Below are 23,729 nucleotides of genomic sequence, written 5' to 3' on the forward strand. Positions count from 1 at the left end.
CCCATTTGAACCCTTTATGTTAAGAGCTCAAATCAACTTACCCCCTAATACTAAAGAATCTTCATTTTAAACTCCGCTCCACATTTAAAAAACTCTGCAATAAATAGCCCACACTTGCATAATAACTCAAATCCTCTCTTTGAATAAGTGCATCTACAACAAAATCCCCTAAAGGAATCACTAACTCATTTACAACTTGGACGCTCAACGCTCTGTCTCCCTCATTGGGAGAGAGCAAAAGATACCGCATTAAAAGCAACAAAAAGCCTAAGTGCTCCTCACTTTCTTTACATTCTTGAGTATTGAGCCTAAAAGTGCTTTGTTTAGTAAGAGTCCGAGCTTGAAGTAAAGCCTTGCCATTCAAATGTCCCTCAAGGTAATGGGAGAGATAGAGCATTATTTGAGAATTGCTCATCTCTTTTTTTTCTTTTTTATTCTTTTGAGGCAATGGCACATTGTCTTGAGGCACAGCAAAAGGCAAGATAAAAGTATGCGTATATTCGCGCAGAATCTGCTCTATACCCTTACGCTCTAACTCACTCTCTAAAAGCTCAAAATGCACACTATCTCGCTCATCAAGGATATTTTCTTTTAAAATTTTTACTTGTTTTAACAACACGTTTGAGCGCTCACTTAATAATTCATACAAAAATAATCCTGCAAAAAAATCATAATATAATGCTCTTGCATTTGCTACGGATTCCAAAACATCTCGTGCCATTAATGCGCTCCCTCAAACATCACTTTTACCTTGCAATCCGCACAGCATTCTAAAGTTTTAAGCTTAAGAGTATCGCTGCCAAAAGCAGGGGCAAGAATACCCTTAATTTTTTCAATACTTTTACGCGTAGCAAAAATTTTATCACATTCTACACATCTAAAGGGTTCATCAGCTGCAATTTTAGTATATTCAAAGCTTTGTGGAATAAGATTGAGTATGTGAGATTCTATACTTAAGACTTTTTCGGCACAACTTGCCACACAATACCCACAATCCGTGCAGAGTGAGGATTTATAAAGCAACTCAAATGATGAATTATTGTTAATCAGGGCATTTGTGTTGCACGCTTCTACGCAACTAAGGCACATTGTGCAGTTTTGTGCATCAATACCCACAATACCAAAGCCCTTAATTGCCACTTTGCCATATTCTTCTTGCTTAATCCAAAAACGCATACGTTCAGCAAAAATATCTTTGCTGCTCTCCTTGCTTGTGGGTGTATAAATATAGTGGCTTTGCGTAAGTGGTGCAATCTCATCTAAACACGAAAGAGCATCTTCTTGGTAGAAAAAAATCGCCTCTTTATCAAAAATGCGCTTATAGATAGTATTGATAGATTCTACCTCATCGTGTATATGCTCTCCTAAAGGCGTATAAACCACAACAGATGAGCTACTCTCTTGCAAAAGTGTAAGGAAATAAGTGCTATTAAGCATATCTGGCACTTCTAACACAAAAGGCAGGAGTAAGGAATTATGCTTCCTAAGTGCGCGAAAGTTATGAGTAAAATGGGGCGATTCAAAATCTGACCTTGCTATTATAAGTGGTATGCGCCCTTTATAAAGTCGTGCTTTATAAGTAAAGGCTTCCAATCCATCGCCTTCGCGTTGCATACTTCCTGTGGGACACACACTCACGCATTTACCACAAGCAATACAATCAATCGGGGAGAGCTGCAATATCTTTAGAGAATCATCGCTACTTACACCCATAGTTGGGCATATATCAACACAGCTATGGCAAATATTATCGCCATTTGGCAATGTCCGCCTTCCCTGATATTGGCAATGCAATGGGTCAAAGACAATATGGCGACTATAAGCTTGCTCCCCACATAAAGAAAGCAAAACTTGCAACATTGAATCTGCGCTGTCATACATATTTGGTGTATGCACACCTTTAAAATGAGGGAGATTCTCAAGTGGAGCAAATGAAACTACTTGCGAAGTAGTAATTTCATCAATCTCACCTTGAGCGTTTTTGAAATATAATTTAAAATCTCCAAGATGTCCGCTAAGACGCACAAAATCTTGTGGTAAAAGATGAAGCACCTCAAGTGCAGTATGTTTTTCATTGACACAAAGTGCTAAAAATTCATCGCATAACTCTCCATAGCCTATTACCACACAATGTGGCGTAACTATGCTTAAAATATCTTTGCTAAAAGAAGTAAAATCAAGCGTGAGCTCATTGCATTCTTGCAGGATTTCTAATTCTTCATTGCTTAAAATTTCATTGATTGTGTCTTTCATCTTTACCTTACTTTCTTCATTGCGATTATTCCCAAATCTTATGCAATATAATACTTCACTTCAGCAAAAATTAAAGCATTTTTTAACCCAAATACTTTTATATAATTTACAACATATCGGTTTTTGTAACACTCTTGCACAAGTTTATCTCTTTATCATCAAATGTTACAATGCAAGAAAGTTTTGCACTATACACCTTCCTTGCTCTTGTAGGATAGATTCAGGGTGGAATTGCACGCCATAGCTTTGATAATCTCGCGCTTTAAGTGCGAGGAGCACTCCGCTTTCACTATACCCTAATGCTTCACACTGCCCTAATTTACTCACATAGAGCGAATGATAGAGAGCAACTTTTACCCCCTGCCTGATACCTTTAAACAAAGGGTGTGGAGTAAAATAAAAATGTGCATTTTTGCCGTGTGTGGGATTTGCAAGAGAAATAACCTCTCCCCCAAAGGCTTGAGCGATACATTGATGTCCCAAACAAATACCTAGAATCTTCTTCGTTGGCGCAAAATGCCTAATCGCATCAAGACACACACCTGATTCTAAAGGGTGGCTCGGACCCGGAGAGATAATAAGATGAGCGATAGAATGCTTTTCACAAAGCTGCTCTAATGCCAATAAAGATATATCATTTGGCACGACAAGAGCCTTTGCACCACATTGCTTGAGCAAATAAAGCACATTGTAAGTAAAAGAATCATAATTATCAATCATTAGCACTTTTGGTGCTTTATGCTTTTGTCTATTCATTGTGTCTTCATTTATCAAGCTGCACCTGCACTATGCCACGCACAGAATTTATGCAGTAGATTGTCTGCGCTTTTGCAAGATGTTTATGTGTTAAAGTTTTTGCCTCTATCGCTCCACTTTGGAGTAATACTTGAGCCAAAGTGCCACTAAGCAACCCACTTTTGCGCTTTGGCGTATAGAATCTCCCCTCTATCTCAAGCACGATATTGCTTCGCGCACCCTCGCATAGCTCACCCTTTTGGTTACAATAGAGCACATCAAATACCGCGCCAGATTCTATAAGTTTTACAGAATCTGCAAAATGTGCTCTTTGTGTGCTTTTGTGGCGTAAAAAGAGATTATGAGAATCTTGCCTATATGCAGAGAGAATTACACGAGTAGAGCGATGAGGCACAAAAGGTTTGATTACAAGATTCAAGCTGCCATTTGGCAAGAGGCTTAATCGCAATATTGCACGCTCTTGTGGCATTTGTTGTTTGCAAAATGTAAAAAATACCTGTGCTTGTTTCACACAATCTCGTTGTGCCAAGCTCTCAATGTGCGGAAATACAAGATGCGAAAATGTAAGATGTGGCACATAAGATTCCCTAAAAGATGTAACAAATGAGACAAGATGGGTAACATCAAAACCACATTGACGAGCAGAGCGCAAAAGTCGTTCTAAATGCTCTTTTAAAAGAAAAATGCGTCCATTATCAAAAAGCATTGTCTCAAAGAGTGCAAAAGATTCTAAAGGAATGGCTTGTAAGAAATGAGTTTTAAGCGCAAGTTCGGCATATTCACTCTCGCATACAGAATCCCACACTACCCCACTTCCCACACCATAGCGATAAAAATCCTCTTTTGTAGATTTAAAAAGTGTGCGAATAGGCACACAAAATGACATTTTCTTAGCAGAAATCACGCCCAATGCACCGCAATACACACCCCTTTGGCGAGATTCTAAACTCTGAATAATCTCCATTGTTTTAAGCTTTGGCGCACCCGTAATGCTACCACAAGGAAAAAGCGCACAGAAAATATCGCGCAATGAAGTGTGCTTGGAGATTTTGCCCTGCAAAGTAGAAACCATTTGAAAAAGCGTGGGATAGCTCTTTATCGCGCAGAGATTCTTTATATGTAAGGAATTAGGCTTGATAATCTTGCTTAAATCATTGCGCAATAAATCTACAATCATCATATTTTCGCTACGATTTTTTCTATCTTGCTGCAATGTGCGCTTTTGCAGAGAATCTAACGTATGGATTTTTGCCCTTTTTATCGTGCCTTTCATCGGTTGGGCAGTAATTGTGCGATTTTTTACCTTAAAGAAAAGTTCGGGCGAAAAGCAAAGAATCTCACCAAAGGTATTTTTGATATATGCCTTATATGCGGTGTTTTGGCGCAATAGAATCTCCTTAAAAAGCTGCTTGGAGCGCACTTTGGAGTAAAGCTTTAACTCTTGGGTATAATTAATTTGATAACTCTCGCCTTTTAAAATATACTCTTTAATGCGCTTAAATGCGCTCTTATAACGCTCATTATCAAGCCCTTGTAAAGCAAAGAGTGAGAATGGCGTATGATGTGGCATTTTGAGATTTTTACATTTGTGCCTTTGAGTGAAATATGCAAAATACAGCAATGGCTGCTTGTATGGAGATATTGTAGTCTTTAAATGCCTAGAGAGATGAATATATGCCTTTGCCTGATAGGCTTGGAGCAACACGCCCGCCTCATAAGTCATATAGCCGACAAAATAGCCTTTGGGCTTGGATTTGAGGGTAGATTCTATACATTCAAGTGCGCTTAAAACTCCTTGCACATCAAAGGCAATGAGCTTTCTTGTAGGATTTTTATATTTAAAATTGCCATAAATCATCGCATAATGCTACCTTAGAGCATTAAATATTTGAAAAATTTAGGGAGAGAGTATTATTCCCTATTTTAAGCAGTAGATAGAATTTGGCGACAAGAGTTTGATTATACAAACTCAATAAATGCCATTTGTGAAGCATCGCCTCGGCGCAGTCGTGTGCGCTGGATTCTTGTATATCCACCATTGCGCGAAGCATATTTAGGCGCTAGTTCTGTAACAAGCTTTTTTGTAGCTCCCTTATGTTGCAAATATGCAAACACATAGCGATGCGCATTCAAATCTCCACTGCGCGCTGTTGTAATAAGCTTTTCAATATAACTTTGCAATTCCTTTGCCTTAAAAACGCTTGTTTCAATCTTGCCATATTCAATAAGTGCGATAGCAAGATTCTTAAGCAATGCCTTGCGATGGGCTGAAGTCCGCCCTAATTTCCTATATCCGTGTCTATGTCTCATTGTTTTGCTCCCAACTAATTATTCTTAATCTTTGCTAACTTACGATTAAGCATTAGCAAAATATCATCAGCAATCTCCCCACCAACAGGGTATCCAAGCTCATAAAGCTTTTCAGCAATTTCATCATAAGATTTCTTACCCATATTTTTGATATTTTTAAGCTCGTTCTCACTCATAATCACAAGCTCACCTACATATTTTAAACCAGACCTATCAAGGCAATTAAAACAACGCGCACTCAAGCTGAGCGTGTCTATTTTAATCATCAAAGTTTTAAGCTCTCCAGAATCTTCAGAAATATTCCTTGCGCTATTAGAAGCAGCGCTTAAATCCACACCAAAAATGCTCATTTGCTTGTGCATTATGGCTATGGCTTCCTTAAAGGCTGTGATAGGTTCAATCTGTCCATCTGTCTCAATGTCAAACACAATCTTTTCATAATTTGGATTATCTTCAACAAGCACATTTTCAATTTCATACACTGCTTTTTTTACAGGCGTAAAATACGCATCAAGTGGGATATAATCCTCTGAAATTTTGCCACGTATGCTTTCACTTGGCACATATCCGATACCCTTTTGCACAATAAGAGAAAAGCTCAAAGAAGCATTCTCATTGATTGTTGCTAAATATGCTTCCGGATTAACAATCCCTACCATATCATTAACAAGTTCGTTTGCACTTAAAACCATTGGACCCTTAAACTCATAGTGAAGCTGCACATTATCACTCTCTTTATCCTTGATAAGAAAACGAATGTTCTTAAGATTCGTGATAAAATGCGATACATCTTCTACAATACCCCTAATTGAATCAAATTCGTGTGTTACACCCTGAATCCTTAATGCAATAGGAGCATACCCCACAGAGCTTGAAAGAAGCAAGCGGCGAATAGGGTGAGCAAGAGTGATAGCGTAACCTGATTCAAAAGGATAAACGCTAATTTTGATTCTATTGGTTGAAACTTCCTCAATGCTTATATCAGTAGGGATATAAGGCTCAATTTTAATCATATTCATTCTACAACCATCCTTATGTTTTATTTCTTATTTAGAGTAAAGCTCAACGATTAGTCTTTCCTCAATAGGTATTACAACCTCTTCCCTTTGCGGAAAACGCGTGAATATGCCAAATTTCTTTTCCTTATCCACATCCACCCAAGGAACAATACCTGTTTGAGAAGTCAAATCAATCGCCCGAATCACTTGAGGATTATTTTTACTTTTTTCTTTTACCTCAATCTTTTGTCCGGGCTTTACCATATACGAGGGAATATCTACACGTTTACCATTGATAAGAATATGCCCGTGTGTAACAAGCTGACGCGCAAAGCGACGTGTTGTCGCAAAACCCATACGATACACAACATTATCAAGTCGTTGCTCAATAATACGCACAAGATTCTCACCTGTATTGCCTTCTTGGCGATTAGCTTCTTTAAAAAGTGCGCGGAATTGCTTTTCGCTTACGCCATACATAATTTTGGCTTTTTGTTTTTCGCGAAGCTGCAAACCATATTCAGAAATCTTGCCTCGCTTTTGCCCGTGCTGCCCGGGTCCATAAGGACGCTTATCAAGCGCGCATTTACCTGCCAATCTCCTTTCACCCTTGAGCGCAAGAGATATGCCAAATCGTCTCTCTAATTTTTCAACTGGTCCTCTATATCGTGCCATTTATACTCCCTTACACTCTTCGTCTTTTTGGTGGTCTGCACCCATTATGTGGCAATGGCGTAATATCTTTAAGCCATAGCACCTTGATACCTTCAACAGCTCCTACACTTTTTACAGCTGTTTCGCGTCCGCTGCCGGGTCCTTGAACCTTAATGCCCACTTCCTTGATGCCGTGCTCTTTTGCCTTTTCCATTGCAGATTCTACTGCTTGCTGTGCAGCATAAGGTGTGGATTTCTTGCTTCCTTTGAATCCCAATCCACCAGCAGTAGCCCAACACAATACATTGCCCATTTCATCAGTGATTGTTACATTTGTATTGTTAAATGATGCAGAAATGCACACTATACCTCGTGCAATATTTTTTTTGACATTTTTTTTCTTTGTTACACTTTTTTTTGCCATACCTACACTCCTTACTTACTACCAACTGTTTTCTTTTTGCCCTTGCGCGTGCGAGCATTATTTTTGGTAGTTTGTCCCCGAACAGGCAAACCCTTTCTATGTCTCAAGCCCCTGTAACTCCCTAAATCCATTAAGGATTTAATATCCATTGTTACTTTCTTTCTAAGGTCGCCCTCTACCATATAACTTTCTTGAATCTTTTTTGCAATAGATGAGACTTCATCTTCGCTGAGATCAGAAACTCGCTTATCAAAAGAAATATTCACAGCCTTAAGAATATCTTGAGAACTCTTAAGTCCAATGCCATAAATATAAGTGAGAGCATACTCCACTCTTTTCTTTTTTGGCAAATCTACACCAGCAATTCTAGCCATTTTTTATCCTTGTCTTTGTTTATGTTTTGGGGTAGAACAAATTACCCGAACTATACCCTTACGCTTAATAACCTTACACTTGTCGCACATTTTTTTGACTGAAGGTCTAACTTTCATACTTACTCCTTTGTATTTTTTAACTTTTTTGAGTTAAAACCGCCGATTCTATAAAAAAAATAATTAAAAACTACTTACAAAAGCACTATTTATGCCTATAAGTGATTCTGCCCTTATCCAAACTATATGGAGTTAATTCAATTTTAACCATATCGCCGGGTAAAATCTTAATATAATGCATACGCATTTTGCCTGCAATATGACACAACACTATATGCCCATTTTCAAGCTGCACGCGAAAAGTCGCATTTGGCAAGGCTTCAATAACCTTACCATCAACTTCAATCACATCATCTTTTGCCATTGCTATACCTCCGTTAAAATCTCTGCTTTGCCATCAACGATAGCAATCGTATGTTCATAATGACTACCATTTAAACCATCTTTAGCTACTACTGACCAATTATCATTTAAAATAACAGGCTCTCCATTATATTGAGCAACCATCGGCTCTAAGCAAAACACCATACCTTCTTTAATTTTTGGTCCTTGATTTGTATGAGGAGATTCCAAATAATTTGGAATCTCTGGCTCTTCGTGCGGACTTCGCCCAATTCCGTGCCCACAAAAGCCACGCAGAGGGACAAATCCACGCTCATTAATCGCTTGTTCTAAAATAAAACTTAGTTCCTTAAAACGCATACCTATTTTGACCTTAGAAATAGCCTCATATAAAGTATCCTTAGCACACTCAATTAAGATTCTATCTGTCTGCTCAATATCACCAATACCAATAGTAATCGCAGCATCGCCATACCAACCATTATATTCCACACCTATATCAATCCCTACAATATCCCCATTTTTAAGCACATAATCTGTAGGGATTCCGTGAATAATCACTTGATTCACAGAAATACAAATTGATTGTGGAAAACCATAAAGCTGATAAAATGAGGGGCGTCCCCCTTGTGAGATGATAAAATCCTTTGCTTTTGTATCAAGCTCAAGAAGACTTACACCCTCTTTTGCTTCAAGACGCAGCAACTCAAGCGTTTGAGCAACAATCTTATTGGGTATGCGCAAAGATTCTATATCTTTTTTACTTTTAATGCCTATTGCCATATTATAGCCCTACGGCACTTAGGGTCTGATATTTACTCATATAGATTTGAGCCTCTATACGTCTCATCGTATCAATAGCAACTTGCACGACAATTAATACTGCTGTCCCGCCAAAATAAAAAGGAACTCCTGTAAGTTTTACAAGCACCCAAGGAAGCGTTGAAACAAGGGCTAAATATAATGCACCCCAAAAAGTAAGATTACTCGCAACATTATTAAGAAAATTTGCTGTGCCTTCTCCCGGGCGCAAACCGGGTATAAAACCACCTTGTCTTTTTAGATTGTCTGCAATGTCTTTTGCATTAAATACAATAGAAGCATAAAAAAAGGCAAAAAATATTACAAATAAAAACATAAGCAAATTGTAAATATAGCCATCAGGCTTTAAAATATCAGCGACAGCTTGAATCATAGTGTTTGATGATGCTTGCAAGATTGTTGATGGAAATACAAGTAATGCAGAAGCAAAAATAGGCGGAATAACGCCACTTAAATTCATTTTTACAGGAATATAATTCATAATACGTTTGTTTTGATTTTGCATCACAACTTTACGCGCATAAGAGACTGGTATGCGCCTCTCTGCAAGTTCTATATAGATAATCACCCCAACGGTTATAAGAATCACCGCAAGGAGAATAAGCAACATAAAAACATTAATCTGCCCTGTATTGACAAGATTAAATGTTTTTCCTATATTTGAAGGAATTGAAGAGACGATACCACCAAAAATAATGAGACTGATTCCATTGCCCACGCCTCGTTGTGTGATTTGCTCTCCAATCCACATAAGAAGCATTGTGCCTGTGAGCATTGAAAAAACAGATATAGCGATAAAAAGATTCAAATCAATCTTGATTGCACCAACGCTCATACTATTGAGCCCTATACTCACACTCACAGCTTGAACAATCGTAATACCAATAGTTACATAACGCACGATTTGCATATATTTTTGCATACCATCACGTTCTTTTTTCATTTTTGCAAGATTAGGAAAAGTTGCTGCAAGAAGCTCCATAATGATAGAAGCGGTAATATAGGGCATAATGCCTAAAGAAATAATGCTAAAACGTTCCACAGCATTGCCGCTAAACATATTAAACAGCCCCAAAGCATTGTTGGCATTATCATCAATAAATGATTTAATAATACTCACATCTACACCGGGTACAGGCACATATGCCAAGATTCTATATGCAAGTAAAAAAGCAAGTGTGATAAGAATCTTATTTACAATGCTCCTTGTCATTCTTTGTTTCCACTCGTTTTAATGCACTCATCTTTAATTTTAGACATCAAAGCTTTTGCTTTTGCCCCAATAAGCTTTACACTCACTGCGCTCTTAGGAATACTAAAGTGTGTGCGTAACACTTCCATATTGATTTCGCTTAGAGAATCAAAAATGGGTATTTTATCCACATTAATCACAATAGGTTTTTGCACACGCGAAGTAAAGCCAACCTTAGGCAAACGCCTTTGAAGCGGCTGTTGCCCCCCTTCAAATCCTCTTTTTGCCTTATATCCACTTCGTGCAGTTTGTCCCTTGCCACCTCTAGTAGAAGTTTTGCCCATACCACTACCTTGTCCTCGTCCTATACGTTTAATTTTTCTTATACTTCCATTTGCTGGTTTAATTTTTTCTAGCATAAGTCTCTCCTTAAGCTTTGATTCTCGCAAGCGCATCAATCGTTGCGCGCACTACATTATAAGGGTTATTTGAACCAAGCGATTTTGTCAAAATATCTTTAATGCCCGCAAGTTCAATAACAGGACGCGTAGAACCACCTGCAATAACGCCTGTTCCCTCACTTGCTGGTTTTAGTAGAATCTTACTTGCATTATACTTATGCTCAATATCGTGGGCAATCGTTGTGCCTTTAATATTTACCTTGATAATGTTTTTAAATGCATCATCAATAGCTTTTTTAATCGCATCGGGCACTTCTTTAGCTTTGCCAAGTCCAAAACCAACAAGTCCATTTTTATTCCCCACAACTACAAGTGCATTAAAACGGAATCTACGCCCGCCTTTGACAACCTTTGTAACTCTACCGATATTCACAACCACTTCGCTAAATTCTTCTCTATTGATTTCCATAAGCTTCCTTTATAACTTTATGCCATTTTCACGCAAAGTATCAGCAAATGCCGCTACAACTCCGTGATAAAGGTATCCATTTCTATCAAACACCACCTCTGTAATCTTAGCCTTTTTCAGTGTAGCTGCAAATTCATTAGCAATTTGCTTTGCGTGTTCTTTGTTATTTCCTAAACCAAGCTTTTTCCCATCAACATTCGCAAGTGTTACACCCAATTCATCATTAATAGCTTGTGCATAAAAATATTTATTGGATTTAAATACACTCACACGAGGCTTAGTAGCTCTACCAAAAATCTTTCCTCTTGTTCGGAGTTTTCTTTTTACCTTAAGAAGCTGTTTTCGTTTTAATACTTTATCTGTCATCGCATAATCCTCACCCTATTTTTTAGAAGTTTTACCAGCTTTGCGAACAATCATTTCATCGCTGTATTTAATACCCTTACCCTTATAAGGCTCTGGTGGTCTAAACTTCCGAATCTCGGCTGCAATTTGCCCTATTTGTTGTTTATCAGCACCTTTAATGGTAATTGTGTTTTTATCCACACTCATTTCTACACCTGCGGGGATAGGATAAATCACAGGGTGAGAAAACCCTAAAGCCATTTCAAGATTCTTTCCACTAATACTAGCCTTATAGCCTACACCATTGATTTCTAACACCTTTGTAAAACCTTGACTTAATCCCACAACAATATTGTTTGCTAATGCGCGATAAGTTCCCCAATATGCACGAGATTGAGCTTGAGAATCCACACAAGCAAAACTTAATGCTCCATCTTGCAAATGAATTTGGACACGTCCATAAGTTTCAAGCTCTTTTTGTTCTTTAGCACCTTTAAAAAGAATTTTACTTCCTTGCACAGACACTTCAACACCCTTTGGAATGCTAATAGGTTTTTTTCCAACTCTTGACATATCTTTCTCCTACCATATACTGCAAAGTGCTTCACCACCGACATTTGCCTTATAAGCTTCGTCATTGGCAACCACACCTTTACTTGTGCTTACTACTATTGTGCCATAGCCATTTTTAAAACGTTTTAATTCACTTCTAGCTTTATAAACACGGCGCCCGGGCTTACTAATGCGCTTAATCTCATTGATAGCACTCCTACCTTGCTCATCATAAGCAAGCTGCACCATAATAGAACGTTTTCCATCTTTATCATTGACTTTGTAGTCCTTGATAAAGCCCTTTACTTTAAATACTTCCACGATTGAAACAACAATTTTTGCATAATATAAGGTTGTAACTTCCAATCGCCTCATAGAAGCATTACGAATCCTCGTTAAAGAATCTGCAATAATATCATTTACCATACTCTCTCCTTACCAACTTGCCTTACGAAGACCGGGTATCAATCCTTCATTACCCATTTTTCGCAAACATACCCTACACAGCCCAAAATCGCGATAAACAGAATGCGGACGACCACATACTTGACATCTTGTATATGCCCTCGCACTAAATTTTGCTTTTCTCTTTGCCTTTGCAATAATTGATTTTTTTGCCATTTTATCGTCCTTTCGCAAAAGGCATACCAAGAAGCTCAAGCAACTTAAACGCCTCTTTATCACTATGAGTAGAAGTTACAATCGTAATATTCATACCATGAGTTACCATAATATCATCATATACTACTTCAGGAAACATAAGCTGCTCATTTAAACCAAAGCTATAATTCCCACGCCCATCAAATCCATTACGTTTTAAACCTCTAAAGTCCTTTACACGTGGCAAAGCAATGACAATGAGTTTTTCAAGAAAATTATACATCATTTTGCCACGAAGGGTTACTTTTACACCCATAGGCATACCTTCACGCATTTTAAAACCTGCTACTGATTTTTTTGCTAAAGTAATAACAGCCTTTTGTCCCGCAATAAGCGAGATAGTATCAGCAATATTTTGCATAATTTTTGAATCTTTTGCATAATCACCTGCACCTACACTAATGACAATCTTTTCAAGCTTTGGCAATAACATAGGATTGCTCATATTAAGCTCACTTTTAAGCTGGGAGACAATCTCATTTTTATATTTTTCTCTTAGAGCAAACATTAATTATCTCCTTCCGCTTTTTTTACATTTGAAATACTCATTGGCATTTCCTTAGATACAAAACCACCTTTAGGATTCTTTTCACTTGCTTTGATTGCTTTTTTAACAATTTTGCAACCCTCTACAACAACCTGCGCTCGCTTTGGCAATACTTGCAATACTTTTGCTTTCTTACCCTTATCATCTCCTGCGATGATTTGCACCATATCGCCTTTTTTAATCTTAAACTTTGCCACTATAACACCTCCGGAGCTAACGATACTATTTTCATAAAATTTGCATATCGCACTTCTCTGCTTACTGGTCCAAAGATTCTCGTGCCAATAGGTTCTTTTTTGGCATCAAGAATCACCGCTGCATTATCATCAAAGCGCACTAAAGAGCCATTTTCACGATGAATCTCTTTTTTTGTTCGCACAACTACCGCTTTAACAACCTGCCCTTTTTTTACCTTACCATTTGGAATGGCTTTTTTCACAGATGCCACGATGACATCGCCTACACGCGCATATCTTCTATGACTTCCGCCTAGAATCTTAATGCACATAATCTCTTTTGCACCGCTATTATCTGCAACACTCAATCTTGTAAAACTTTGTATCATAGCTCTACTCCTGCAGTAATAATTTCTTTAAATCTAAAAGCTTTCGTTTTAGAGATAGGCTTACACTCAATAGCACTCACCACATCACCAATTTTTGCACTCTGATTCTCATCGTGTATAGTATATTTTTTAAAACGTTTTACAATCTTACGATATTTGCTATGAACAACTTTCCGCTCTACCAAAATCACTATACTTTTATTCCCTGCTTTGCTGATGACTTTACCTTGAATTACTCTCTTATGTGCTTGTTTTTCACTCATATTCTAATCCTTCTTTGCACTTAAGGCTGTATTGATTCTAGCAATATCCTTGCGAATAACCTTGATTTCGCTTGGATTAGTAAGCTGCATTGTCTTGAGTTGCAATCTTTTTTCAAAAAGCAACGATTTTTTTTCTTTCAACATCTTTTGCAATTCTGCAATGTCCTTGTCTTTTAAATCAATAAATTTCATTTTCACTCTCGCTAGTTATGATTTTCGTCTTAAAAGGAAGTTTGCTTTGAGCTAAAGCTAAAGCCTCTCTTGCCAAAGATTCATCAATCCCTGCCATCTCATAAATCAAACGACCGGGCTTAATGTTCATTACCCACTTTTCTACGCCACCTTTACCCTTACCCATTCTTGTTTCAAGAGGTTTTGCAGTTAATGGCTTATCAGGGAATACACGAATCCAAACCTTACCCGCTCTTTTGATATGACGAGTCATTGCAATACGAGCAGATTCTATTTGGCGAGAATCAATGCGCCCGTGCTCTATTGCTTTAATCCCAATATCACCAAAAGCTAGATTTGCACCGCGGAATGATTTGCCGCGATTGCGCCCTTTCATCTGCTTTCTATATTTTGTTCTTTTTGGCATTAACATATTTATTGCCTCCCTCTTCGTGATTTAGAGCGCACTTCTTTATCACCGCTCTTACTCTCTTCTTTTTTCTCTGGTAAAATACCCTTGTGAAGCACCTCACCTTTAAAAATCCATACCTTTACACCAATGATTCCATAAGTTGTCATTGCCTCTGCAAAACCATAATCAATTTTTGCACGCAAAGTATGGAGAGGAACGCGACCTTCCATATACCATTCTGTTCTTGCCATTTCAGCTCCAGCCAAACGTCCTGATACCTTTACTTTAATCCCTTTTGCTCCTGCTTTCATTGCAGCCTGCATAACCTTTTTCATAGCGCGTCTGAAAGCTACACGTTTTTCAAGTTGAGTTGCAATATTTTCTGCTGCAAGCTGAGCATTGGCTTGAGGACGCTTTGCTTCTTTAATATTAATAAACACTTCCTTATGAAGAATTTTTTTCAAAGCTTCCTTATGCTTATCAATATCTACACCCTTTTTACCAATAATTAACCCCGGGCGCGAAGCCACAACGGTTACACGAATCTTATTTGCCGCGCGTTCAATAATAAATTCACTCACACCTGCATAATACATTTCGCGCTTCAAAAACTTACGAATCTTGTGATCCTCTAATATATTTGAAGGTGTTGTTTGTGATACAGAAAACCACCGAGAAGACCAATTACGATTAATACCTAACCTTAAACCTATCGGATTAACTTTTTGACCCATTGTTATTTTTCCTCACCTTCAGTTTTTTTCTTTGTTGTTGTTTTTCTTGTTGTTGATTTTGTAGTTGCCACTTTTGACTTAGCTGTTTTAGTTTCAGCTTTTTCTTGCGTTGCTGCTGCCTTTGTTGGTTTTTGAGCAACCTCTGCTTTTGAATCTGTTTTAGGTTTAGATTGTGTATTTTTTACAGAATCTTTAGAAGCCGCTTTTTTATCTTCCTTAATATCTTTTCTCTCTTTTGTTTTAGCTTTTATGGATTGTGCGGATTGTTGAGCAGATTTTTGTGTGCCAACTTCTACCAAAATATGTGCCATTGGCTTACGAATAGGTGTTGCTCGTCCTTTAGCACGTGGCATAAAACGGCGCAATACAGGACCAGCATCAACACGACAAGAAGTAATAATCACATCTTGCGCATCGTATCCACCATTTGCAACAGCAGATGCAATAACCTTTGAAATCACTCGTGCAGCCTTATTGGGAGTAAATTCTAAACTTGCAAGTGCAAGCTCTGCGTTCATACCTTGCACTTGACGAGCTACAAGACGCGCTTTTGTTGGGGATAATCGGATATATTTTAATAATGCTCTACTCATTCTCTCCCCTTACTTACCAATTTTCTTTTGGACACTGCCTTTGTGTCCTTTAAAGGTGCGTGTTGGAGCAAACTCACCAAGCTTATAACCTACGTGATTTTCAGTAATATAAACAGGTATAAATGCTCTGCCATTATGAACATTAAAGGTAAGCCCTATCATATCTGGTAAAATCGTGCTACGTCTTGACCAAGTTTTGATAGGCTTATTATCTTTGCCCGCTTTTGCTTTCTCAACCTTTTTGATGAGATAATCATCAACAAATGGACCTTTTTTAATTGACCTTGCCATACTTCCTACCTTATTTTTTCTTTCTTGAAATGATTAATTTATCACTCGCTTTTTTCTTACGAGTTTTAAATCCTTTTGCCGGAGTTCCCCACGGAGATACAGGGTGTCCGCTAGAACCTGTTTTACCTTCACCACCGCCGTGAGGGTGATCTACTGGATTCATTGCGCTACCGCGTGTCTGTGGGCGAATACCACGATGACGATTGCGTCCTGCTTTACCAATAGAGATATTTGCAAAATCCTCATTTCCCACTACACCTATGGTTGCCATACATTCTTCTAAAATATATCTCATCTCTCCACTTGGCATTCTAAGGATAATATATTTACCCTCGCGTCCCATAATTTGCGCACTTGTTCCCGCACTCCTCGCAAGAGCTCCACCTGCACCCGGGTGCATTTCAATATTATGCACAATCGTGCCAATAGGCATACTTTTGAGTTTCATTGCAAAGCCTGTTTTAATATCAAGCCCAGATGGAGCAGAAAATACAACATCGCCCACTTTTAAACCACTGGGTTGAATAATATAGCGCTTTTCTCCATCAGCGTAATGAATAAGCGCTATGCGACAATTACGATATGGGTCATATTCAATCGCAGCGACCTTTCCTGGAACATTAAATTTATTACGTTTAAAATCAATGATTCTATAAAACTTCTTTGCTCCACCCTCTTTATGACGACTTGTAATGCGTCCGTTATTATTTCTTCCTGCACTTACTGATAATTTAATAAGCAAACTTTTTACACTTGCCTTACCCGTAATGTCGCTAGAACTTAAATTGCTCATAAATCTACGACTTGGGGTATAAGGCTTATATGTCTTAACTGCCATACATCACTCCTTATACTGATAGCGCATCAAGTTTTGCGCCCTCTGGAATCTTTACATAAAACTTTTTAAACGATGCTCTCTGCCCGATTTTACCTCTGAATCTTTTTACTTTACCCTCTTGGCGAAGAGAGTTGATTCTTAGAGGTGTAATGCCAAAATATTCTTTAAAAATCTCTTTGAGTTGATTTTTACTTACATTTGTCGCTGTTTGCACAACCAACATACCACTTTCTTGAAGTGAGAGAGATTTTTCTGTATAGAGAATTGACTTAATATCTGTAATATCTGCCATTTATTCCCCCTTCTTTTCTGCAATAATTTCATCAAAAACAGCTTTTTCAATCACAACAGAGCGAAAAGCTGCCACCAAATACGCATTAAGCTCATTAGCATCAGCCAAATAACATTGTTGTAAATTTCTAAATGCTAAAAATGTAGGTTCATCGCTCATTTGCGCGACAAATAATGTGCTACGTTGCTTTAATGCCTTAAACATTGCATACGCATCTTTTGTCTTGCCACTAGGCATTGCCAAAGAATCTACTACAAAAAGTCTGCCTTCTTGTGCTTTTTGAAAAAGTGCGTATTCAAGAGCCAAACGCTTTTGCTTTTTGTTGATTTTGAGTGTATAGTTTTTATCATTGCTTGGTCCGTGAGAAACACCACCGCCCACAAATACAGGAGAGGTAATGCTCCCAGCGCGTGCGCGACCTCCACCTTTTTGTTTCCACGGCTTTTTGCCTCCGCCACTTACTTCACCTCTCTTTTTCGCAGAGGCAGAATTTGCACGAAGTGATGAGAGATAAGATTTGACATACAAATACAAATTATGTTCCTTGATTTGCGCATATCTCTCGGGCAATGCCAATTCATTGCTTTGTTGAAGCTTTTTGTCTAATAAAATTGCTTTACTCATACTGCCCTGCCTTATTTTATAATTTGGATTCTGCCAAATGCACCATTAAATCCAGCTACTGAACCCTTAAGCACCAAAATGGCACTTTCTTTATCAAAGGACATAATATCATTTTTTGCACTTACAAGCTCATTTCCATAATGTCCAGCCATTTTTTTACCCGGCTGAACACGTCCGGGCCACTCACGATTCCCTATTGAACCTACGCGCCTATGGAATCTGCTTCCGTGCGCACCCGGACCACCTTGAAAGTTCCATCGTTTCATCGCCCCACTAAAGCCGCGTCCTTTAGTTTTAAAGCTCACCTGAACTCGCTTAGCTTCACTCAAACCAGCGACATCAATATCGCCAATTTCTTTGTTGCTCACCTTAAGTGTTGCAAAACGATTAAACTCTTTGCTTAAGCTGTATTTTTTCTGCTGCCCAGCGATAGCCTTATTTACAGCTTTTCCTTGAGAATAAGCCACTAATGCTCTACCATTATCGTATATTTCGCACACTTTTGCGCCAAGCACACGAAGCAAGGTTACAGCTTCACTCTTTGTGCCTATTGTGCGGCTCATACCGATTTTTTCAACTATAAATTCCATTGACCAAATCCTTAAATCCTAAACTCTACATAAATTCTCTATTCTCTAGCTAGTTTTTCCCAACTACTTACTCATAGACATAACTTCTACATCTACTTCTGGAGCCAAATCAAGCTTCATAAGGCTATCTACGGTATCAGGAGTAGCCGACATAATATCAATGATACGATGATGCACTCTGATTTCAAACTGCTCACGAGAATCTTTATTGATATGTGGCGAACGAAGTACAGTATATCTCTTCTTTTTAGTGGGAAGTGGCACTGGACCCCTTATCTCTGAACCTGTCCTTTTTACTGCTTCTACAATAGATGCAACCGACCTATCAAGAACCCTATGATCATAAGCCTTAAGCCTAAGTCGTATTCTTTCCATAATGTTTCCTTGCGTAAAGAACTCACCAAAATTTTGATGTTTTGAGTGCGCGATTATAATCAATTTTGAGAAAAAAAGTCAAGTATTTTGCCCATTTTTGGATATTTTTTAATATTTTTATTTCCTTAGTATAAGGAAATATTGCGCTTTATTTTCTCTAAACTACACACAAGTAGGATAACTATGAAGCATTATCTTACTTATTCAAACTCCTTTAAAAATGTGTGCAAAATTTGACTTTCAAGCATTGCAGAATCTATCCTTGTGCCTATTTCATCGCTTTGATAGCTTGATAAAGGTATCCATTCATATTGACTTGCATTATTTTTGCGGGATTGCTTTTGGTAAGGAAAATGCCAAGAGGGCAATTCCGTAGAGATGATATGATTGCTATGAGGGATAAGCTGCTCATAATGATGATGAAAGGGCACAAACTTCAAATCAAAGTGATTGATAAGCCAATGGTCGCCCTCAAACACATTTTTAAAAGCCTTATCAACAAGTATTTGCTCACCATTATAGAAAAAATTAATACGAGAATGTAACACCATATCCCATTTTTTGTGCGCTAAATAAAAACTCTTATACAGCTTCCTTGCCTCATAAATATGATCAGTATCAATTTTTACAAGCCATTGATATTTGGGAATCACGCTAAGCACATAATTATAATACATATAAAGCCTATTTTGCTCACTTGCAGGATTATCTAAATCTATATGATAAGGATATTTGACAGGGACAAAACTCGGAAATGCCGCACAAAATTCTAATATTATCTCCTCGCTGCCATCATCACAATCATTATAGCCTATCACGCCTCTTTGAATAGCAGGCAGTATGGAATACAAACACGCGCGTAATGTGTGAGCTTCGTTTTTTACGCGGATATATGCCCAAGGATTGCGCGCACAATCCACGCTTTTAGATTCTCTATCGGCATCAAAATATCCACTATGTTTAATATGCAAATGCGCTTGTTTGGCTTTTTGTTTTAAAGCTGCCAGTGGGGGGGGGGCATAGTATTATTAGTATTTTTAGATTCTACAATCTCTGCCAAAGACACAGGGTTTAAAATCTCCTTGTATGCACTCAAAAAATCAAGTGGCGTGTGTTTTTGCATAGCCAAAAGCACCGATTGAGGCACATAAGAATCCACTTTATCTAAACGCACCACCTTTTTACCAAATCTTAGCCTACTTCTTAATGCTAAACGCGCTTTTTTGCTTGGCACAAACCAACAAAGAATCTTCACATAAACGCGTCTTAAATAATACTCCCACATATTCACCTCCTTAAATTTTTTAACCAACAAGCCCTTGTGCTATGCTTTTTGCACCCTTTAAATCAATCTTACCAGAACCAAGAGTTGGGATAGATTCTACGATGAAAATTTTAGACGGCTTAAAAAGTGCAGGAATCTGCGCTTCTTTAAGTGCAGATTCTAACCTTTGTATTTCATCTTTCTCGCCACTTGCAAGCAACACGACACTCTCACCCTTTTTGCCATCTTCCACTGCGACAGCAACATATCTAAGCTCCTCATCAATCTCGCTTTTTTTAATGATTTTTTGTATCTCCTCCTCAATGCCGCCAAGACTCACCATTTCCCCACCTATTTTTGCAAAGCGTGAATACCTATCTACGATATGAATAAACCCATCAGCGTCTAAATGCCCTTTGTCACCACTTTTATACCACCGAATCCCATCAATTTCTACAATCACCTCTTGAGTCTTTTGCTCATCGTTAAGATAACCCACCATTACTTGATGTCCTCCAATGAGTATTAATCCGTCTTCACCCACAGGCAACTCTTGCATCGTATTTGGCTCAACGATTCTAATCGCACTTCCGGGCAAAGGCATACCTACACTTCCCTCTTTGCTTGCCCGATGAATGCTCCAATTTTCTACATCAAACTCATTAGGGAGATTCACACTCGCCACAGGTGTAGTCTCTGTCGCACCATAACCCTCATAAATTTCTTTATTGAATTTCATCACAAAGGCTTCTTTGACATCTTTTTTGAGTTTTTCAGCTCCCGCTACCACCAAACGCAAACTATCAAACATCAACTTATCTACCTTACTATTACGCGCATAAATGCCTAGGAAAGTTGAAGTCCCGCACATCACGCTTACTTTATTTTTCGCAATCGCTTTAGCAATGCCGACTGCATCAGTTGGATCTGCGTGTGTAACAGAGAGCATTCCCTCAAGCAAGGGCATAAGCATTGTAACAGTAAGTCCAAAAGCGTGAAATGGCGGTAAAGAAGAAAGCATAGAATCCTCATCGCGTGCGTGAATCACATCAGAGATTTGCAAAATATTGCTCATAATATTAAGATGCGAGAGCATAACCCCCTTTGGCTTGCCCTCGCTTCCACTACTAAAAAGAATAGCTGCTATATCGGTATTCTTTTGGGATTGAACATAAAGCCATTTGAGGAGAAATGCGGGTAATAGCACTACTTGTAGCATTTTAACTATAAAATCAAGTTTATTTGCTCTCACTTCGCTCACTAAATCCTCCATATAAAAAAGCTTCACTAAAGGAGAAAATGTAAATTCCACACCCTTGCCTTTAAGTTTTTCTATGAAAGTCCTTGAAGTATAGATTGAGCGAATTTGCGCAGATTCTATCGCTGCATTTACAGCGCTTTGCCCTGCAGTAAAATTAAGATTTACAATAGTTTTCCCAGCCATAAGCAAAGAAAGATTGCATAATGAACTTGCAAGCGAAGCAGGTAAGATAATACCAATATTGCGTTCGTTGGTGATATTTTTTCTAAAAAATGTAGAGAGGATTATCGTCAAAACAAGCATTTTAGTATAACTCATTGAGCCACTCATACTATCAACAATAGCAATTTCATTGCCCCATTTTTTAGCACTCTCTATCCACGCCTTACCAATAGTTGGCAAAGATTGACATTGTGATTTCCACGCACTAAAGGAGAGTTCAAAGACTTTTGCCTTAAGCTGTTGTGAGCTTGAATGAATATGAAGACATTCACCAAAAGCAATAGTAATATTACGTTTAGCAAAGCTTTTACGCCTCTCTTGGAATCCCTGATGTGCGCGTGAAAATGCACTTCCCCATAAGCCGCGAATATAAAAAGGTAATATCACAGCTTCATCAGGTTGCAAATGCTTTGTAGCAAGCTCAAAGCCACTTTTAAATTCGTTGAGATGTCCGTGTCTTGAAATTGAACCTTCTGGAAAAAGACATACCATATACCCTTGTGCAAGTTTTGCTGCAATAGATTCTAAAGCCTTCTTACTCCCAGCATTTGAGACAGGTATCACGCCAAACATATCAAGAAAAATACGTATATACCACCTATCATAATAGCTTCTCTCCATTACAAAATACACCTTGCGCGGCAATGCCAACTGCACCATTGCCCAATCTATAAAAGATATATGATTCCCAAGCAACAATACACCACCCTCTGCAGGAACATTCTCAAACCCTTCTACATTCAAGCGATAACGTTGAAAAAACGCAAGGGTAACAAGCATTCTCACTAATGAAAAGGGCAAAAGCCGCACAACATAAATCATTCCACAAAAGGCAACAATCATACAGAGATAAAATAAATACACCACATCAAGATGAAAGAGTGAAGCCAAAGTTCCAATGCCTAAGAATCCGAGCATTCCTATATTTTGAATAAAATTATTTCCAGCTAAAACCTTGCCAAGTTCGCCCTCTTTAGCGTGAAATTGAATGAGGGCATTGAGTGGAATTACAAAAAGCGCACCTCCCATACCGAAAAGAAAAAACACAATTACATAAGATGTGAGACTAGAAAAGCTTAGTAGAAGCAAGCTCATCAAGCATACAAGAGCTGCTCCTAGAGGGATAAGCCCTGTTTCAATGTATTGCTTTGAGAATCTCCCCGCAATGATAGAACCAAGGATAATACCAAGCCCAGAACACCCAATAACCATTTGCACCCTAAAGGCATTGTGTTCCTCAAATGCAGCTTTAACATAAGTAGGAAATGTCGCCAAAAGCAGTTGAGAGATAGACCAAAAAACAGCTATGCCTACAACAGAAAGCCAGATATTACGATGAGACTTAAGGAGTTTAAGATTATTTTTCAACAAAGAACCGCTCAAATATGCCTTTTTATCAAAATGCTCTTGTGTGCCTTTTGTGAGAGTAGGCAAACGATAGCATAAATAAAGCTCAATCATTGCACAGAAAAATAAAATAAATCCAAGTGGGGCAATACTTTGTAGAATTTCACTCTTTTGTGCTAAGAATCCTAAATCACTTATATTATACATTATTTCAAAAAAGAATGAAAACACACTCATTCCTGCCAAAATTGCCACAATAGCTGTTGCTTGTATTATTCCATTTCCCCACGCAAGCATATCTTTACCGACTAAATCCTTAATAAAGCCATATTTTGCAGGAGAATAAATCGCTGATTGCACCGCCATAAGTAATGTCGCTCCAAAAGCAACCCAAAACCAGCCCATAAAATAACATATTGTAATCAGAGCTGTAAGAGCCGCACCAAACCACGCACTTACACGCATAACAACATTTTTAGGGAATCTATCAGCTAAGAATCCAGAAGGCGTAAAAAGCAAAATAAAAGGCAATAAAATAAGAGCATTAATGACACTTGTAAGCAATGTTAATTCGCTTCCATCATAGATTTTATAAAGTGTATTTTGAATAGTAATTTTATGCCCCAAATCTACAAAGGCATTGATAAAAGCTACAAGAATAAAAGATACGAATCCTTTAATCTTCCATATTTTATTCATTCTCACTCCTTAGATTGAATATATATTGTGTT

Annotated in this window: 35 protein-coding genes and 1 pseudogene; all 36 read right to left on the minus strand. The window is 38.1% G+C overall.

The genetic code is table 11. The features are described 5' to 3' along the window. Positions 1 to 61: 61 nt before the first annotated feature. Positions 62 to 721: a molecular chaperone TorD family protein gene (locus OQH61_RS06205; protein ID WP_266026495.1), complete on the minus strand. Its 660-nt coding sequence runs from the start codon at positions 719 to 721 to the stop codon at positions 62 to 64. Continuing rightward, positions 721 to 2,253 carry a 4Fe-4S dicluster domain-containing protein gene (locus OQH61_RS06210; RefSeq protein ID WP_266026496.1) on the minus strand — a complete coding sequence of 511 codons (1,533 nt, stop codon included), beginning with the start codon at positions 2,251 to 2,253 and terminating at the stop codon, positions 721 to 723. The genes OQH61_RS06205 and OQH61_RS06210 overlap by 1 nt, the downstream gene beginning before the upstream one ends. Positions 2,254 to 2,418: 165 nt before the next feature. Continuing rightward, complete coding sequence (locus tag OQH61_RS06215) at positions 2,419 to 3,009, minus strand: anthranilate synthase component II (protein WP_266026497.1); 591 nt, start codon at positions 3,007 to 3,009, stop codon at positions 2,419 to 2,421. 7 nt (positions 3,010 to 3,016) lie between these two features. Next, positions 3,017 to 4,867, minus strand: coding sequence for a bifunctional chorismate-binding protein/class IV aminotransferase (locus OQH61_RS06220; RefSeq protein WP_266026499.1), 1,851 nt, complete (start codon positions 4,865 to 4,867; stop codon positions 3,017 to 3,019). A gap of 101 nt (positions 4,868 to 4,968) precedes the next feature. Beyond that, on the minus strand, positions 4,969 to 5,319 hold the full coding sequence (rplQ, locus tag OQH61_RS06225) for a 50S ribosomal protein L17 (RefSeq protein WP_266026500.1): 351 nt from the start codon (positions 5,317 to 5,319) through the stop codon (positions 4,969 to 4,971). A gap of 14 nt (positions 5,320 to 5,333) precedes the next feature. After that, positions 5,334 to 6,338, minus strand: coding sequence for a DNA-directed RNA polymerase subunit alpha (locus OQH61_RS06230; RefSeq protein WP_266026502.1), 1,005 nt, complete (start codon positions 6,336 to 6,338; stop codon positions 5,334 to 5,336). Positions 6,339 to 6,365: 27 nt separating this feature from the next. Then, positions 6,366 to 6,992: a 30S ribosomal protein S4 gene (gene rpsD / locus OQH61_RS06235; protein WP_266026504.1), complete on the minus strand. Its 627-nt coding sequence runs from the start codon at positions 6,990 to 6,992 to the stop codon at positions 6,366 to 6,368. A 10-nt stretch (positions 6,993 to 7,002) separates the two neighbouring features. Continuing rightward, the gene (rpsK, locus tag OQH61_RS06240) at positions 7,003 to 7,395 is read right to left on the minus strand and encodes a 30S ribosomal protein S11 (RefSeq protein ID WP_011116241.1); all 393 of its coding nucleotides are present in this window, start codon (positions 7,393 to 7,395) and stop codon (positions 7,003 to 7,005) included. Between the two features lie 11 nt (positions 7,396 to 7,406). After that, positions 7,407 to 7,769, minus strand: coding sequence for a 30S ribosomal protein S13 (gene rpsM, locus OQH61_RS06245; protein ID WP_011116240.1), 363 nt, complete (start codon positions 7,767 to 7,769; stop codon positions 7,407 to 7,409). Between the two features lie 3 nt (positions 7,770 to 7,772). Continuing rightward, the gene (rpmJ, locus tag OQH61_RS06250; RefSeq protein ID WP_034367579.1) at positions 7,773 to 7,886 is read right to left on the minus strand and encodes a 50S ribosomal protein L36; all 114 of its coding nucleotides are present in this window, start codon (positions 7,884 to 7,886) and stop codon (positions 7,773 to 7,775) included. An 85-nt stretch (positions 7,887 to 7,971) separates the two neighbouring features. Further along, positions 7,972 to 8,190, minus strand: coding sequence for a translation initiation factor IF-1 (gene infA / locus OQH61_RS06255; protein ID WP_011116239.1), 219 nt, complete (start codon positions 8,188 to 8,190; stop codon positions 7,972 to 7,974). A gap of 2 nt (positions 8,191 to 8,192) precedes the next feature. Beyond that, on the minus strand, positions 8,193 to 8,951 hold the full coding sequence (map, locus tag OQH61_RS06260) for a type I methionyl aminopeptidase (RefSeq protein ID WP_266026508.1): 759 nt from the start codon (positions 8,949 to 8,951) through the stop codon (positions 8,193 to 8,195). Between the two features lies 1 nt (position 8,952). Then, positions 8,953 to 10,203, minus strand: coding sequence for a preprotein translocase subunit SecY (gene secY, locus OQH61_RS06265; RefSeq protein WP_266026510.1), 1,251 nt, complete (start codon positions 10,201 to 10,203; stop codon positions 8,953 to 8,955). Further along, entirely contained in the window at positions 10,200 to 10,601 is a 402-nt protein-coding gene (rplO, locus tag OQH61_RS06270; protein WP_266026512.1) for a 50S ribosomal protein L15, read from the minus strand. The genes secY and rplO overlap by 4 nt, the downstream gene beginning before the upstream one ends. Before the next feature lie 10 nt (positions 10,602 to 10,611). Further along, positions 10,612 to 11,052: a 30S ribosomal protein S5 gene (gene rpsE / locus OQH61_RS06275; protein ID WP_002956261.1), complete on the minus strand. Its 441-nt coding sequence runs from the start codon at positions 11,050 to 11,052 to the stop codon at positions 10,612 to 10,614. A gap of 9 nt (positions 11,053 to 11,061) precedes the next feature. Further along, positions 11,062 to 11,418, minus strand: coding sequence for a 50S ribosomal protein L18 (gene rplR, locus OQH61_RS06280; RefSeq protein WP_266026517.1), 357 nt, complete (start codon positions 11,416 to 11,418; stop codon positions 11,062 to 11,064). Between the two features lie 15 nt (positions 11,419 to 11,433). Beyond that, positions 11,434 to 11,970, minus strand: a complete 537-nt coding sequence (gene rplF, locus OQH61_RS06285; RefSeq protein ID WP_266026520.1) for a 50S ribosomal protein L6 — start codon at positions 11,968 to 11,970, stop codon at positions 11,434 to 11,436. Between the two features lie 9 nt (positions 11,971 to 11,979). Further along, positions 11,980 to 12,375, minus strand: coding sequence for a 30S ribosomal protein S8 (gene rpsH, locus OQH61_RS06290; protein WP_266026522.1), 396 nt, complete (start codon positions 12,373 to 12,375; stop codon positions 11,980 to 11,982). A 9-nt stretch (positions 12,376 to 12,384) separates the two neighbouring features. Continuing rightward, positions 12,385 to 12,570: a type Z 30S ribosomal protein S14 gene (locus tag OQH61_RS06295; protein WP_002956257.1), complete on the minus strand. Its 186-nt coding sequence runs from the start codon at positions 12,568 to 12,570 to the stop codon at positions 12,385 to 12,387. A gap of 1 nt (position 12,571) precedes the next feature. Further along, positions 12,572 to 13,117 (minus strand): 50S ribosomal protein L5, encoded by a 546-nt coding sequence (rplE, locus tag OQH61_RS06300; RefSeq protein ID WP_266026523.1) that lies wholly within the window; start codon positions 13,115 to 13,117, stop codon positions 12,572 to 12,574. Then, positions 13,117 to 13,353, minus strand: a complete 237-nt coding sequence (gene rplX / locus OQH61_RS06305) for a 50S ribosomal protein L24 (protein WP_266026525.1) — start codon at positions 13,351 to 13,353, stop codon at positions 13,117 to 13,119. Before rplX ends, rplE begins: the two co-directional genes overlap by 1 nt. Continuing rightward, entirely contained in the window at positions 13,353 to 13,721 is a 369-nt protein-coding gene (gene rplN / locus OQH61_RS06310; RefSeq protein WP_011116228.1) for a 50S ribosomal protein L14, read from the minus strand. The genes rplX and rplN overlap by 1 nt, the downstream gene beginning before the upstream one ends. After that, the gene (gene rpsQ, locus OQH61_RS06315; RefSeq protein WP_034367570.1) at positions 13,718 to 13,984 is read right to left on the minus strand and encodes a 30S ribosomal protein S17; all 267 of its coding nucleotides are present in this window, start codon (positions 13,982 to 13,984) and stop codon (positions 13,718 to 13,720) included. Before rpsQ ends, rplN begins: the two co-directional genes overlap by 4 nt. A gap of 3 nt (positions 13,985 to 13,987) precedes the next feature. Next, complete coding sequence (rpmC, locus tag OQH61_RS06320; protein WP_011116226.1) at positions 13,988 to 14,176, minus strand: 50S ribosomal protein L29; 189 nt, start codon at positions 14,174 to 14,176, stop codon at positions 13,988 to 13,990. Further along, entirely contained in the window at positions 14,163 to 14,588 is a 426-nt protein-coding gene (gene rplP, locus OQH61_RS06325) for a 50S ribosomal protein L16 (protein WP_266026527.1), read from the minus strand. Before rplP ends, rpmC begins: the two co-directional genes overlap by 14 nt. A 2-nt stretch (positions 14,589 to 14,590) precedes the next feature. Beyond that, entirely contained in the window at positions 14,591 to 15,301 is a 711-nt protein-coding gene (rpsC, locus tag OQH61_RS06330) for a 30S ribosomal protein S3 (protein ID WP_011116224.1), read from the minus strand. A 224-nt stretch (positions 15,302 to 15,525) separates the two neighbouring features. Next, a pseudogene (gene rplV, locus OQH61_RS09545) lies at positions 15,526 to 15,894 on the minus strand (50S ribosomal protein L22); the annotation flags it as partial. Between the two features lie 9 nt (positions 15,895 to 15,903). Further along, positions 15,904 to 16,185 (minus strand): 30S ribosomal protein S19, encoded by a 282-nt coding sequence (gene rpsS / locus OQH61_RS06340; RefSeq protein WP_266026529.1) that lies wholly within the window; start codon positions 16,183 to 16,185, stop codon positions 15,904 to 15,906. Positions 16,186 to 16,195: 10 nt separating this feature from the next. Next, positions 16,196 to 17,023 carry a 50S ribosomal protein L2 gene (gene rplB / locus OQH61_RS06345; RefSeq protein WP_266026530.1) on the minus strand — a complete coding sequence of 276 codons (828 nt, stop codon included), beginning with the start codon at positions 17,021 to 17,023 and terminating at the stop codon, positions 16,196 to 16,198. A 10-nt stretch (positions 17,024 to 17,033) separates the two neighbouring features. Continuing rightward, entirely contained in the window at positions 17,034 to 17,315 is a 282-nt protein-coding gene (locus OQH61_RS06350; RefSeq protein WP_266026531.1) for a 50S ribosomal protein L23, read from the minus strand. Further along, positions 17,316 to 17,939 (minus strand): 50S ribosomal protein L4, encoded by a 624-nt coding sequence (rplD, locus tag OQH61_RS06355; RefSeq protein WP_266026532.1) that lies wholly within the window; start codon positions 17,937 to 17,939, stop codon positions 17,316 to 17,318. Positions 17,940 to 17,950: 11 nt separating this feature from the next. Further along, a complete protein-coding gene (rplC, locus tag OQH61_RS06360; protein ID WP_266026533.1) occupies positions 17,951 to 18,529 on the minus strand; it encodes a 50S ribosomal protein L3 in 579 nt (192 codons plus the stop codon). A gap of 63 nt (positions 18,530 to 18,592) precedes the next feature. Beyond that, positions 18,593 to 18,904, minus strand: a complete 312-nt coding sequence (gene rpsJ / locus OQH61_RS06365; RefSeq protein ID WP_011116217.1) for a 30S ribosomal protein S10 — start codon at positions 18,902 to 18,904, stop codon at positions 18,593 to 18,595. Between the two features lie 200 nt (positions 18,905 to 19,104). Continuing rightward, positions 19,105 to 19,875: a hypothetical protein gene (locus OQH61_RS06370; RefSeq protein ID WP_266026534.1), complete on the minus strand. Its 771-nt coding sequence runs from the start codon at positions 19,873 to 19,875 to the stop codon at positions 19,105 to 19,107. Between the two features lie 23 nt (positions 19,876 to 19,898). Beyond that, complete coding sequence (locus OQH61_RS06375) at positions 19,899 to 20,189, minus strand: hypothetical protein (RefSeq protein WP_266026535.1); 291 nt, start codon at positions 20,187 to 20,189, stop codon at positions 19,899 to 19,901. Between the two features lie 19 nt (positions 20,190 to 20,208). Continuing rightward, entirely contained in the window at positions 20,209 to 23,703 is a 3,495-nt protein-coding gene (locus OQH61_RS06380; protein ID WP_416232494.1) for an acyl-[ACP]--phospholipid O-acyltransferase, read from the minus strand. Positions 23,704 to 23,729 lie beyond the last annotated feature (26 nt).

The sequence above is a fragment of the Helicobacter sp. MIT 21-1697 genome, from assembly GCF_026241255.1.
Lineage (GTDB): Bacteria > Campylobacterota > Campylobacteria > Campylobacterales > Helicobacteraceae > Helicobacter_C.